This window comes from Bacillus sp. FJAT-42315, assembly GCF_002797375.1.
Lineage (GTDB): Bacteria > Bacillota > Bacilli > Bacillales > Domibacillaceae > Bacillus_CE.
The window spans coordinates 2023533-2037310 of record NZ_KZ454941.1; the positions used below are offsets into that span (position 1 = coordinate 2023533).

Annotated in this window: 16 protein-coding genes and 2 pseudogenes; 7 read left to right on the top strand and 11 right to left on the bottom strand. The window is 36.6% G+C overall.

Annotated features, from left to right (window positions below; translation table 11 throughout):
- A partial coding sequence (locus CEF22_RS09975) for a MerR family transcriptional regulator (RefSeq protein WP_157843277.1) occupies positions 1-178 on the bottom strand: 178 nt, incomplete at its 3' end.
- Between the two features lie 702 nt (positions 179-880).
- On the opposite strand from CEF22_RS09975, the gene CEF22_RS09985 reads away from it, so the two are divergent.
- Positions 881-1552: an SMI1/KNR4 family protein gene (locus CEF22_RS09985; protein ID WP_100402745.1), complete on the top strand. Its 672-nt coding sequence runs from the start codon at positions 881-883 to the stop codon at positions 1550-1552.
- 302 nt (positions 1553-1854) lie between these two features.
- Positions 1855-2103, top strand: a pseudogene (locus CEF22_RS09995) (DinB family protein); the annotation flags it as partial.
- Here the strand turns inward: CEF22_RS09995 and CEF22_RS10000 are convergent.
- Entirely contained in the window at positions 2047-2859 is an 813-nt protein-coding gene (locus tag CEF22_RS10000; protein WP_100402747.1) for a lipid II flippase MurJ, read from the bottom strand. The pseudogene CEF22_RS09995 and the gene CEF22_RS10000 sit on opposite strands and share 57 nt — an antisense overlap.
- A 222-nt stretch (positions 2860-3081) precedes the next feature.
- Here CEF22_RS10000 and CEF22_RS10005 point away from each other — a divergent pair, with 222 nt between their 5' ends.
- On the top strand, positions 3082-3999 hold the full coding sequence (locus tag CEF22_RS10005; RefSeq protein WP_100402748.1) for an AraC family transcriptional regulator: 918 nt from the start codon (positions 3082-3084) through the stop codon (positions 3997-3999).
- Here CEF22_RS10005 and CEF22_RS10010 read toward each other — a convergent pair.
- Positions 3996-5216, bottom strand: coding sequence for an MFS transporter (locus CEF22_RS10010; RefSeq protein ID WP_100402749.1), 1221 nt, complete (start codon positions 5214-5216; stop codon positions 3996-3998). The genes CEF22_RS10005 and CEF22_RS10010 overlap by 4 nt on opposite strands.
- Positions 5217-5361: 145 nt before the next feature.
- Between CEF22_RS10010 and CEF22_RS10015 the strand changes: the two are divergent.
- Positions 5362-5547, top strand: a pseudogene (locus CEF22_RS10015) (hypothetical protein); the annotation flags it as partial.
- A 223-nt stretch (positions 5548-5770) separates the two neighbouring features.
- Here CEF22_RS10015 and CEF22_RS10020 read toward each other — a convergent pair.
- The 6 genes from CEF22_RS10020 to CEF22_RS10045 form a co-directional block, all read right to left on the bottom strand.
- On the bottom strand, positions 5771-6928 hold the full coding sequence (locus CEF22_RS10020; protein ID WP_232726098.1) for an erythromycin esterase family protein: 1158 nt from the start codon (positions 6926-6928) through the stop codon (positions 5771-5773).
- Between the two features lie 16 nt (positions 6929-6944).
- On the bottom strand, positions 6945-7514 hold the full coding sequence (locus tag CEF22_RS10025) for a DUF2812 domain-containing protein (protein WP_100402750.1): 570 nt from the start codon (positions 7512-7514) through the stop codon (positions 6945-6947).
- Entirely contained in the window at positions 7501-7818 is a 318-nt protein-coding gene (locus CEF22_RS10030) for a PadR family transcriptional regulator (protein WP_100402751.1), read from the bottom strand. The genes CEF22_RS10025 and CEF22_RS10030 overlap by 14 nt, the downstream gene beginning before the upstream one ends.
- Positions 7819-8027: 209 nt before the next feature.
- Entirely contained in the window at positions 8028-9320 is a 1293-nt protein-coding gene (locus tag CEF22_RS10035) for an MFS transporter (protein WP_100402752.1), read from the bottom strand.
- A gap of 18 nt (positions 9321-9338) precedes the next feature.
- Complete coding sequence (locus CEF22_RS10040) at positions 9339-9665, bottom strand: AzlD domain-containing protein (protein ID WP_100402753.1); 327 nt, start codon at positions 9663-9665, stop codon at positions 9339-9341.
- A complete protein-coding gene (locus CEF22_RS10045) occupies positions 9662-10372 on the bottom strand; it encodes an AzlC family ABC transporter permease (RefSeq protein ID WP_232726099.1) in 711 nt (236 codons plus the stop codon). Before CEF22_RS10045 ends, CEF22_RS10040 begins: the two co-directional genes overlap by 4 nt.
- Positions 10373-10449: 77 nt before the next feature.
- Here CEF22_RS10045 and CEF22_RS10050 point away from each other — a divergent pair, with 77 nt between their 5' ends.
- Complete coding sequence (locus CEF22_RS10050; protein ID WP_100402754.1) at positions 10450-11004, top strand: helix-turn-helix domain-containing protein; 555 nt, start codon at positions 10450-10452, stop codon at positions 11002-11004.
- A 39-nt stretch (positions 11005-11043) separates the two neighbouring features.
- On the opposite strand, the gene trhA is transcribed toward CEF22_RS10050, so the two are convergent.
- A complete protein-coding gene (trhA, locus tag CEF22_RS10055) occupies positions 11044-11688 on the bottom strand; it encodes a PAQR family membrane homeostasis protein TrhA (RefSeq protein ID WP_100402755.1) in 645 nt (214 codons plus the stop codon).
- A gap of 207 nt (positions 11689-11895) precedes the next feature.
- On the opposite strand from trhA, the gene CEF22_RS10060 reads away from it, so the two are divergent.
- Together CEF22_RS10060 and CEF22_RS10065 are read left to right on the top strand one after the other, a co-directional pair.
- Positions 11896-12270 (top strand): hypothetical protein, encoded by a 375-nt coding sequence (locus CEF22_RS10060; protein ID WP_100402756.1) that lies wholly within the window; start codon positions 11896-11898, stop codon positions 12268-12270.
- Between the two features lie 159 nt (positions 12271-12429).
- Complete coding sequence (locus tag CEF22_RS10065) at positions 12430-12924, top strand: hypothetical protein (protein ID WP_100402757.1); 495 nt, start codon at positions 12430-12432, stop codon at positions 12922-12924.
- A gap of 121 nt (positions 12925-13045) precedes the next feature.
- On the opposite strand, the gene CEF22_RS10070 is transcribed toward CEF22_RS10065, so the two are convergent.
- Positions 13046-13778 (bottom strand): transposase (locus CEF22_RS10070; protein WP_157843278.1); only part of this gene is annotated, 733 nt, incomplete at its 5' end.

A 13778-nucleotide genomic window follows, 5' to 3' on the forward strand; every position in this document is an offset into this window, starting at 1 on the left:
GTTGACAGTTTTTTAGAAGCGTAATTTTTTTCATGATTTGAATTTTTTCGTAGTCATAATATCGATAGTTTGTTACAGGATCTATGTAAGAAGGTTTTAGTAATCCAATGTCGCTATAGTAGCGTAATGTTTTAACAGGAATATTACATATTTCGGAAAATTTACCTATAGAGTACATTATATTCTCCCTTTACGATTATAAAATATTTATTATAAATCAGGATCTAAATATCTCTTTTATAGTTTTATTAGTAGTTTGACGTAATTCAATGGCATGGGAGGCAAGAGCAATGGATGAAAAGAAACTATTTAATACGGTTGGCGTACATTGTACAAACCTACGTTATATAGGTTTTTAGCATAGTGACATAGTTCTCTCAGTTGACTGAATTGCTCTTTTGAAAGACCTCGAATTTGGTTACTTTGAGTTAGGAACATAGTTCCCCCCCCCTTTGTTATATATTCATTATATAGAAATAAATAGAAATTAACAATTTGTTTAGTGGAGTTTTTAGTCAATTGAGATAGCGAAAGCCATCCCTTGACTGACCTCTCTGTCATCCCACCTCTGAAGAGGATACTATCGCACCGTAGTGGGTTTTCTCGTTCGGAAAACACTATAAAGACATCTTTATTTGTGATATGATAAAAAATGTAATTTGTATAATTTTAGGAGATATAACGATGATAAAGTCGAGAAAACTCAAATTGTATAGCGTTTTCGGTGCTATTTTACTTGTATTATTTGTAGTGATTATATCCGTTAATAACAATAAAAATAATAGTGTAGACTCCTTAGACGGGGTAACGTCAGGAAAATGCGGATTTACAACGTTAAGCCCATTTTCCTGACGTTACCCCCTCTAGAGAATAAGCCAAGATGATCACTTTGGTTAATGAGAAGATAAAGTACGAGAGAAAAAAGGTGAAAGAAGACAAGAGAATTGATCAGAAAAGAAGGGAACGAGGGGTTCCAACTAGAAAATATCTTGTAGAAGAGTGGGAACTTGAAAAGGGCTTTGTTATTTTTTCTGGGGATGGTAACTATTGGTTAGCATTTGATTACCGTGATTATACAGGCAATGAACCAGCTGTTTTTTATATTGAAGAAGATGGTGAAAAACCCAAAAAAGTAGCAAAAAACTTTGAAATGTTTTTAAAGAAATTAAAAGAACCTGAAGATGATGGTTTTGAATATGATGAAGAATATCCTGTTTATACAAAAGAGCAATTTGAAGAATTGATAAAAGAACATAAATCGTATGTTGATATAGGAACTTGTTTCGAACAATTTGCTGAGGAGGAAGGAGATATTGAGTCGTTTATTGAACTAGCTTTAAAAGCGATAAAATTTAAACATTTGGATGGTCTCTCTTATATTATTGGGCAAACGGTATTAACTAAATTAAATCGTGAGTCTAAAGAAAATTGGCCAATTGAATCTTTAAATAGGTTAGCTAAAGAGTTAGTTCACTTTATAGACATTGATGGTTATCCAGATGGTACAACGACGAAATATGGTAAAAAAATTCAACGAAAAATAAATAGCTAACCCATAAAGGGAAAATTAGTTGTAAGTGATTGACCCAATTAATGATGGAGTAAAACAGAAGGAATTTAAGTATATTGAAAAAGTAATGATGCCATGTGAAAAAACGGTTCAATATTATCCATTGAAATGGGAACTTTTTTATCATTTCCTTATCTATTATAATAACAATTCGGAAATGGGCTCAATTTGGCATTCTTTCAGCTTGATTTAGCTGGACCGATGTGAAGGAATTCTTTTCACCATAGAGAATATATACAGAATAGGAATCTAAGTACGCACTTTGTGGTGAAGGGAGAAATCTCATGAATAAATTAGTAAATGACAATCTGTATGAAACGAGAAGTAACCTAGTAAAGGAGATTACTTTATTAAGTGATGCTCAATTTAATCATAAGCCTGATATGAGTCAGTGGAGTATAGCACAAGTTTGCCACCACTTAGTTTTAGTTGAACCAAATGTAGAACCATTTGAAGTTCAGCAAATTCTCGATTTGTTAAACGATTCGAGAAATAAATTGATGACTTTTCTTAGTACTATAGAAGATAAATCCAACAGGGTAAATCAACCTTAAACTTACTACATATACTACTACCCCAATGAGCACCCATAGGGCTAATTGAAATAACGAATACCAAGCTTCCAGCGGCAATATCAATTTTGCTCTCCATACCACTAAGTCCATGATCATAGTAGGAATCAATACGTGCCAACACATGTGAAAAAATCGGCGAAGCTCTGCCAAGCCCAAATCTTTATACACAACCAGCATGGATAGAATGAAAAAATAGATCGACACCATAGAAGCAGAGAAAGCAAGCGAAAGATAACCGAATTTATTTACTAGCATCCAGTTCATCTTCATCATTAAATTTAAGAAAATCGTCGTTACGCTGATCCGAAACACAATGGACGTTTTTCCCCTAGCATACATTGATTTAGACAAAATCAGTTGCATTCCTTGAAAGACAATGGTCGGTGCATACCATAAGAGCGCCATATACGTTTGATCGGTATGCTCAACTGTAAATTTCCCGCTTTCAAAAATGAAAGCAATAGCTGCATCACCGACAAGAGCTAAACCAACGGCGACAGGTAATAAGATAATGAGAGACGTTTCCATCCCTTTAAAGAAAGTATCCTTAAAAGCCTTTTCATCAGCTGCCTGTTCAGACATTATCGAATAGCCTGCCAGTTCAGCGGATGGTCCAAACTCCTTTGTAATGACCGATTCCCGCACTAATCCTGCTAATTTCAACACTAAGGAGAGAATTAGTGTCCATAAAGCTGTTTTTTTAAATCTTGTCATATACTCACCTGTAAAAAATATTTTAGTAGAAATTTATGTAAAAGTAAACGTTCTTTAGTATATAACACCTTTATATTAATATGGAAAGATATCACAAAAGAATAAATCGCAGTTTACCAAACCCAAGAAACCATAAAGAGATGTGATCGTTTCTATGCATTCAGAAAATTATGGTATAATGAATAATCAATAATCTTTATACACAACTAGCCAGGTGACGATATGGGATACATAATAACTTTTCAAAAAGTGATTGATTACATCGATCAGCATATTCATGAAGCAATATCGATACATGACTTAGCCAAACATATTGGTTATTCACCATTTCATTTTTCGAGAATTTTCAAAGAAGTTGTAGGGGAAACGCCGATGGAATATGTAACGAAGCGAAAGCTACAATTTGCTTTGCGAGATATGAGTAAACAGATAAGTATGAATGATATTGCCTTTAACTATGGCTATGAATCGTACGCGGGATTTTCGAAAGCATTTAAAAAAATGTTTGGCGTATCACCTGCTACTTATCGTATGCATTGTCCAAACGCAGAACCACCTGTCATTCATTTAGAAGAATTAAAGTTAAATAAAACAGGTGGGATGATCTATCAGCCCAAAATGATTACAAAGGATTCATTCGTAATTGTCGGAAGAGCTTATGATATCGAAATGAAAGATGTAAGAACGACAAAAGATGCACCAACTTATTGGTATGATAACAAGCTCACTGATGGTGAAATTGAGAGAACACTTTATGACACATTTTCACCTTCCACACATGGAGAGTTTGGTTTAAATATCGCTCACGCAAAGGATTGGTCAACATTCACTTATTTTTTCGGAGTGTTAGATGAAAAAGTAGATAAACCTTTATTAGGAGATTTCCAAAGAATAATCATTCCAGCTTCTACCTTTGCCGTTTTTAGTACACCTTTAGTTCAGCCTAATGATTTTGTTGATTCTGTTAAAGGGACTTGGAACTATATACTAAATTATTGGTTTCCGATGTCTGGTTATGAGATTGATGAGACTAGCTACGATTTTGAATTTTATGATGAAAGATGTCATCCGTGGGAACATCCCCTAGTTATGATGGATATCTACATTCCGATTCGAAGAAAAAGCGAGAGACAAAGCTAGTCTCTCGTTTTTAATAATTTTTGATAGATAAATAGAACGGGTGATAGTAGAAGGGCGCTTGCAGCTAAGCCAATTTTAATGGATGTATACTGACTGATTAAACCAGCTACAGGACCTCCTCCAATTTGACCAATGGCATCCACTTGCCCTTTGACGGAAAAGAAGGTTGCCCGTTTTGAAGAGTCTGTAATTAATTGATTAAACCATATATTTTCAAAAGTAGACGTTATCTCTCGAATGACTTGAATGATGATGAAAAAGCAAATTAAGCCGATTAAGTTTGTTGAGAAAGCAAAACAAATTAACGCTACAATCAGGATAAAATAACTTAATCGTAAACCTTTATATAGGCTTTTAAATTGTATTTTCTCTGACATTCGATTTAAAAACTGAAAAACAATAATCGTAAAAACAGATGTAACAAATTGCACACCGCCAACAACGAAAATCATATGCTTTTCTGATAAAGTTCCTTCTATTATGTCAGCTATATGTGAGATCCACAGTCGATCAAACCCTTCACTGTAAATACCTACAATACAAGCAATCAAAAGAACATAACGCAATATAATGTTCGCTTTAAATGAAGAAAATACACTAGACAGCATTGATTTTATGTTTTCTATAAAAGAAAAAGACTCTTTTTTCTTTTCGTTGATCACTCTTGTTTCAGTCATATTTCTCGATAAATAAAGAGATAAAAGTAAGAAGCCAATGGCGCCAAGAAGTATAGAAACTTGTACCGAAATATAGCCAATGACTATTCCTAGTAAAATACCGAATAAATTACCTACATTTTCGTATTTTGTACTATTTATAAATACTTTATCTACTTTGTTTAATCCCACCTCATCTGTGACCCATGCTTGCAATGCACCACTTATGCAAGTATAGCCAATCCCCCAAATAACTTGTGCAATCAAAATGGTCGTGAACGTAGGGAATAAACCTTCAATAAAAAATCCAAGTCCGATTAATGAATAACCTAGAACAATAGAGAATTTTCTCCCTTTATAGTCAGCAATGAGACCCGTAGGAATTTCACATATTAAAACCGTTATTTCTAATACTGTTCCTACTAGTACCAATTGCAAAGCATTCATTTCTACAACTTGCACATAGTACAAAAGATTTACAGTGAAAACCATCCAAAAGAATAACTGCGATGCAAAAGATTGCGATAAATATAGCAAAGCTGGCCCCTTATGTCTCGTCATATCAAACAACTCCTCTTACAACTTAGCTTAATCTAAATGACCAAGCGATAACTATTCCAAAATTGCTATTTGAAAAAGTTCAACCATTTTATGGGTATAGAAATAGTTATAGCAACCACCATGTGCATTTTTGATCAAATTTTCTTTCAAAAAGAAGGACGGGTCAAGAAGCAGAGTTTCAGAAGGTTCGGGTCTAGGACTTGCGATTGCGAAAAGCATTGTAGAGCTACAAGGCGGTAAAATTCGAGCAGAATATAAAGGTGAAGTTGGTCGTTTTATTTATTGTATTATCTATTACAGAAGGGAAATAAAACTACACCTGCATCTATAATATTGGGACATTTTATATGGAGACCTACCGACAAAACTCGGATATTATACGCTAAGTAAGTTTCAACCTAAAAAAGTCGAATTCCTGTATGCTAAGGAACCGACTTTTTAAAATAGTGCTATTCTATAACATTTGTTGGTGTTGCTACCTTTACAATAATCATACTGTCATATGCTTTGTTGGGTGTCATTTCAATCGTGTAAAACATCTTTAAAGTCTTGTACTACCACCGGAAATCGTCCCCAATATTCGCCATTTTTTGTTCCCTCGAGATGATATCCAATAAATCATCCGACTTACTTGCTTTTTCAAAATCAATATAGAAAATATTTGCCTCCACTTCACTGAATGCATCAACTAAATCATTGTGATTCTCCAGTGTATGAATTTTTCGTTCACCAGAGTCATCTCTTTTCGCCTGAAACTCGCTGCTAATAAAATCAGTCCCAATTGCAAAGTATTCTTCACCATATAACTCATCTAAATAATTTCCCATCGATTTGTAACCAGCTAACGATGCAGACGTTTTTTCAATGTGCCCATTATGTCCGGTAATGAATATGTTATCGTGACCTCGCTCTGCTTCAAATTCAACAATCCATTGTAAATTATCCGCCAAATATTGATCACGAAGTTTCGTATAATCTCCGTCGTTTAACAATAACTGTGTACGCTGTTTCATGATTTGTGCATATTGTAAAGCAAAGAGATAGGCTTCAGTAGACGATTGTTCCACATAAATCACTTCATTTGTTTGCAGGTCTAAAATAATATTTTCTATTGTTTCATCGATTTCGTTCAATTGCTCCGTCGTTAACTCATGTATTTTATCATTTGAAACATGTTCCAGCTGTAATGCATATTTTTTGAATGCATCTGCACTAACAACTTTATAATAGTCAAGCACGCCTTTCTTACTATAGTCATAGCGTTGCATATCATTTCCATAAAAATAAACTTTCTTGTCCTCGCTCACCGTCGCGTTATAATCATGCATCCATTGAACAAGATCAATCATTTGTTCTGTTTTATAAATACTATAATCAAGGGTGTTTACTGCCTCTTCTGCAGTACCAGTTCCATTTAAAATGAATTGATTAATTTGCTGTCCGCCTCCAAAATCACCTTCTAAGACGAAAACACGAACATTTTCATTTTTTACCAATGCTTCAAAAATGTCTTTTTTCAACTCTTGAAATTCAATATTCCCATGTGTTGCCTCACCTAATCCGATCACCTTTATATCATCTGGAATATCGATTTGTTCAATGGTTGATATGTATTGATCTGCTTCATCAACTGTTTCACCAGTCCCGCATCCGGATAATAAAATAAATAGAGAAATTGCTACAAACAATAAACTTTTTTTAAAAAAAGGCATAATTAACTCCCTCGTATTATTTTTCTTTTAACATTGCATACTTTCGATAAGCTTGATAGAAACTAATACCAAAGAAAACACCCATAAGGACGGGAAGCAACCTCAAAAGGACAAATGGAGTCTCAAATAAAAATGCTTTCCAAAATAATGCACCTTTCATATTCCAAAGACCTTCCGTTAAATATAAACCTGAATCTTTGTAAAACATATAAGAAAAAAACAAGAGCAATATGCCTAAACCAGATGAATAACCCATCCATCTTTTATAATAATTACTCTTTGATTGGCGATCCGAGAAGATTTCATTTTGATCATCATTTTCTTTTTGCCAATATTGAATTCCACCAAGCCGGGTCCCCTGTATACAGATCCAACCGAAATCCTCATATATCTCTGTGTAATCTTTGAACTTTTTCTTTGGTAAATAATCTTGATAATCAAGTCGCATCACATATCTTTTGTCGGTTTTTTCGAAAGTGTATATTCCTAATCGACTAATATTTGTACATCGATAGCCTTTTTGTAATTGTTCGTTCAGCCATTTCTCCTCTTTTTCAATATCAAAAAACATTTTAAATTTCTTCATCCGACTCACTTCCTTCATATAGGGATAAAATATGCAATAATCTGTTTTGTTCCATTTTCAAAATGGCATTTCCTTCCGCAGTTATCATATAAACTTTTCTCCGACCAGACTCTCCAACAGGTTTAATCCAACCATGCTTATTCAAGTTTTCAATCGCACCGTATAATGTACCAGCTGCTAAAATAACAGTACCGTTACTTATTTTTTCTATCTTCTGCATTACGGCATAACCGTGGAGTGGCTCACGTAGAGCTAATAAAATATAATGCATGGTTTCAGACAACGGCAATAATTTATGTTTCATATTCTCAACCCCTATTCAGTCCGACTATATAGTTCAACTTAACAATAACATAATACAGTTCAACTGAATAGTCAACAACATTTTCAAAATCAGTCAAAGGAACTTAAAGTAAAGAGCTTGATAATAATAAGGCGGTTGATGGAAGTGTTGTAAACAAAAAAGCTCAATTTCTCCATTCCAACACTGAGAAATTGAGCTTGTTATAAATATTACTCTGTACCAACTTTTCGCCTCGACCAAACTACTACTGGAACAAGAAGCAGAGCAAGAACTCCTCCCGCAAGTGAGAGGGTAGCGTAACTGGAGTGAGCGACTACCATGCCAGACATCGCACCGCCAGAGGCCCCAGCTAAAGCGACTAAGACATCAACGGTTCCTTGTGTCTTTGCACGAGTAGAGGGAGATGTAGAATCAATAATCAGTGCTGTCCCACTAATCAAGCCGAAGTTCCAACCAAGCCCAAGTAGAGCGAGCGCAGTCGTCAGTCCTAGCATAGAGTCAGTCGGGGCAAAAGCAGCTAGTAAACCGGCTGATAACAAAGTGACACCAGAAGCAATCGCCATGATCGTTCGCCCCACTTTGTCTACGAGAAAACCAGTGACAAGAGAGGGAAGGTACATGGCGGCAATGTGAATACCAATCACCATTCCAACTTCACTTAATCCATGTCCATGATGTTTCATATGTACAGGTGTCATCGTCATAATGGCAACCATCACAATTTGAGTTAACACCATGACCGTCGCTCCAACCATCATGCCTCGTTTGTGAATCGCTGTTGCTTCAACCTTTTGAACTGACTGCTTACTATCGTCCGAAATCTTCGCATCAGCTAATGCTTTCGCTACAATGAGCGGATCAGGGCGAAGAAAAATCAGTAATACGAGCCCAGCTAAAATAAAGGCGACAGCCGCTAAAATAAACGGACCTGCTAGAGCTGGAATACCAATAAAGGTAGCAAATTCACCCATGACACTTACTAAGTTAGGACCAGCCACTGCACCGAAAGTGGTAGAGACCATTGCGACACTAATAGCAGTAGCCCGTTGTTTCGGCGCTGCTAAGTCTGTACCTGCATAGCGAGCTTGCAGGTTTGTTGCTGTACCTGCGCCATAGATGAATAATGAAACAAACAACAGAAAGACTTGATCAAACGCAGCAGCTGTCACGACCCCAATCGCTCCGATCCCACCAGTGATGAATCCTGCCGCAAGACCAAAGCGGCGGCCATAGCGTTGAGAGAATCGCCCAACGAGCCAAGCAGCTAACGCAGAGCCAAGAGTAAATAGGGCAGCCGGCATTCCAGCTAAACTGTTAGTGCCGAGCATCTCTTCCGCAAGAAGAGCACCAACTGTCACACCCGCGGCCAGTCCCGCTCCGCCAAAAATTTGCGACATGACCACAATGAGTAACGTCCGTCGGTAAAGCTGTTTTTGCTTTTCTGGAGAATCTATATAGCTTTGCAACCATGTAGCCTCACTTTTTAACGCTTGTAAATCCATTATTTCATGAAACCTCCTTTACATAATTATCCGAATAAAAGCCATCAAAACGCCCCCAGCAATGACCGTTACCAATAAACTTTTCGTCCAAATGGCTAATAAAAGGGTCGGTATTAACGCCATAAGGACTTCACTGTTTAAACGAGGCAAATGACCAGGTTCGCCTTCGATGACACTGCCAACAACAAGAGCTGTCAAAATACAAACAGGAATAAATGATAACCATTTCATCGCCGGTTCAGGTAGCTTTACATTCCTCACAATGAGGAAGGGAACTACTCGAGGAATGAACGTCACGATGGCACAGCCAATAATGACAAGTAAAACCGTCAAATTCACACTCATTTGCTTGTCACCACCCCAATCGTTGCGACAATGATGGTAGATAAGATGACTGCTAGATCAATCGATAGAAAAAAAGATAACACATACATACAAGCGACCATCATCACAATTAAAAATAAATAATGCATTAACTGTGAACGTTTTAAACTATCAATCTGCAATACGAGTAAAGCGACAAACATCGCTGTCAACGCAAAATCCAATCCGAATTTTTCGGGATCAGACACCCATTTTCCGAGAATCGCTCCGACGACACAAGCGGCGATCCATGTAATATAAGCAGTCAAATTCAGCCCATTCATCCAACGGTCATTGACGGGCTTAGAGCTGAAAATTCTGCTTGCGGCCACACCGAATGATTCGTCAGTCACAAGCGCTCCAATACCTGTGTTTTTTAATAAAGAATATTGCGAAAAATGAGGAGCCAACGTGGCACTTAATAAAAAATGACGTAAGTTCACAATAAATGCGGTAAAAATAATCGCCGATGGGGGACTAGCTGTCGCCAGCATACCACAAATAATAAATTGCGCCGCTCCCGCATAAACAAGCATGGACATTAAAGCAATTTCCATGACACTTAGCCCCGAAGCCACGCCGACAACTCCTGCCGCAAATCCAATGCTGATGTACCCTAATAACGTTGGGACACAATCTTTCACTCCTTGTACAAACGTTAACTGTTCTTCTTGGGCGACTTCCAACATGATCCCTCCTTTTTTGTTTAATATATTATACATTTGTATGATATAATCATCAATAAGAAAAATGGAGGAGGGCAAATATGAATTCTTTACAGCAGATCATCGGAAAAAATTTGGCCGATATTCGAAAGAAGCGAGGGTTAAGTTTAGATCAAACTGCCGAGTTAACAGGGGTCAGTAAAGCCATGCTTGCTCAAATCGAAAAAGGCAACACGAATCCTACTGTGACAACTCTTTGGAAAATAGCAAATGGGCTCAACGTTTCGTTTTCTACTTTCATGAAGGAAAAAGTGGCACAGGTGACTCAAATTAAGAAGGACCAGCTCCAGCCACTCATAGATGACCAAGGGAATTACTTGGTCTACTCGCTTTTTCCCTTTCATCCTGATAAGAAATTCGAAATCTTTTTTGTTGAACTAGAGCCAGGATTTACCCATGAAGCAGATCAACATAATCCTATTTGCGAAGAATATGTTCTAGTGAGCGAAGGTGAGCTTACGGTAGAAGTAAAGGGAGAGGAATATTTGTTGCATAAAGGCGAAGCCCTACATTTCCAAGCAAAAGACAGGCATTTATATAAAAACACAACGGAGCAGATTACGACTTTTTTTGTGGTGATTTATTATTCAGAATGAAAAATCGGAAGGGCTGTAATATGCCTCTTCCGATTTTGTTTAGTGACTTGGCAATAAATAAAGCACAGAAAAGAAGTGAGTGACACTTCCAGCAAGTACAAACAAATGCCATACCATATGATGAAATTTAAACCCTCGCCATACGTAAAAAATGGCACCTAACGTATATAAAATGCCTCCAGTAACGAGCAGTGCTAAGCTAGTCGTTGAAATGTTTTGCACCAAAGTATCCCATGCAAATACAATTAACCAGCCCATGACCACATATAAAAGGGTGGAGGTTTTCAAAAATCTTTTTACAAAGAAACATTTAAACACTGTCCCAACAATCGCTAGCCCCCATACGACAGCAAACAACGTCCAACCAAGCGTTCCTTTTACTGCTAAAAATAGAAAAGGTGTATATGTTCCAGCAATGAAAAGGTAAATCGACGAGTGATCAAAAATCTCAAATAAATCTTTCACCTTCCCTTGAGGAAAACTGTGAACTAACGTAGAGGACAAATAAAGCAGCAGCATCGTCACCCCAAAAATCGTAAAACTCACGACATGCCACACATTTCCAAAAAGAATCGAAAACACGATTAATAACGTTAATGCGGCAATACTAAGAACGGCCCCAATCCCATGAGTAATCGAATTCGCAATCTCCTCACCACGGGTAAAAATATGAGTATTTGCCATAAAAACACTCCTTAATACAAATCTATCTTTATCTTACCATACTATGATAAAAAAAATCATTTGGGGAATCGGAGGGCGGCTAACATACACTTGATACACTTCGTTTTCACTGACATTGCAATAAATGCTATTTGACTCGATTGGTAAGTGATCAGTCTTTATAATAAAGATAAATATAATCCATGGATCGAGGAGGGAGTTAAATAAATGTTGAACAACACTAAAGAAGAATTTTATTCATTTTTCAATTTAAGAAAAGAATTAAAGGAAGATTTCTCACTCAATAATACTAATGGATTAGAAGATTGTGCTCACTTTCTGATAGACTATTATTCAAATAGTAGAAGTAAGTCAGAAGAAATGGAAATGACTTTCTTCATTTTGATAGCTGAAGTTCTTCTAGATTTAGGTGGTTCTTCTCAGTATGTTTTTGAAACAGCCTTGAAATATATCGAAAGTGGTAATCTACCAACAATTTGGTTAGACAAAGGAATTAACCCTAAAGAAATTGAGGATAGGAATAAAATAATTAATAAAGTAAAAGAACAAATTATGAAAACGCAGCTAAGAATAACCGAATAAAAAAATTGAAGTAGTATCTTAGAATCCCATCGGCTTTAGCCGTGGGAGTATCAGGTGGTATGATCTACGATAAATTTTGAAACTTTTTATTGTGTTAGTGAAATAAGAGGTATAATTAGCATTGCTGTACCCGTAGACAAATGATAAAGGAGAAATCTTATGTTTGGTTTCTTAAATAGAGCAAAATTAAAAAAAGACGATTTAAAAGGCATTGCAAAATTAATGTATCAGGATGTTTCAAATGATTCCTGGGATAAAGAGAACCTTACTAAAAGAAATTTAGACTTCACTATTGAAAGCATTCGTTATATTGATATGTATACAAAAAGATTAATGAATACAGAGTTTGGTATTGAACTTTTAAATAAGCATTTTGATAATTTAGTGACTCGTATAGGTGCATATATTGGTGAGGTTATCAAAAATAATATTAGACAAGACTTTTACTGGTATGAGTCTGATTCTGTATATAATTATTCTCCCCATTTTGATGGAGCGTATATTAATACCAAACCACAAAGTGTTCTTTATTCTAAAAAGAGAGATATAGTGATCTTACCTTTGAATGTGGTATCGCAATTTTTGAAAGGGAACTCCCCATACAGTAATTTTCTTACTTATGTAGAAGAAACGATTGAGCAAAATTCTTTATAGTATTGTTTTATTTTTTCATTTGTAAACTAATTTAAGATAAATGCGGTTTCCTGACGTTCCCCTAACCAAGATAATTTGTCGATATAGAAAGAACACTGCTCAAAAACAATAGAGTTCCTTGTCAAATCCTGCGCTTGCCGGGGAAATAATTTTTTGTGGAAATATTTTCACTGCAAATGGAGCTGTCTAATAAGTCCCTAAAATAAAAGAGGTGGAGAAAAACGAGTCGTTTTTCTCCACCTCTTTTTGTTGGTTTCCGATACTTCTCTGAAAGTAGCTGGCGGATGCCGGCTACTTTCAGGAGGTTGTGGGCTAAAGCCACAATCCCGAATTCCGCGTGTACCTTGTCGATCCCCCGCAAGGAAAATCTGCGGAACGACCGATTGCCCTTGACGTGACCGAACGCACTTTCGACTTCGACTTTTCGTCGAGCATAGATCGTGGCGTTCTCCTCACATTCAAGGGCTGTTTTGGCCTTGGCTTTCATTTCTTCGAAAATCGTATTCCAATGGACTTGACGATTACCTTTCGCTTTTGTGCATCGCTCCTTCAACGGGCAACTGGAACAGTCTTCACATTCGTACACTTTATAGCTTTGTACGTAACCTGATCGGTTTTTCTTGTCCATGTATTTCAAGAATTTCACTCGACGACCGTTTGGGCAAATAAATTGATCGTCTTGTTCCTCATAGGTCCAGTTTTTGGCGTTTCGGATGTCCTTTTTATAGCTTCGTTCCTGTTCTTTCATATAAGTCGCATACGGAATCAAATAGTTAAAGCGCGGCTCTTTTTCTCCCCCAATCGCATACACATAATTTTCCTCACTTCCATACCCCGCATCGGCGACCACCGTT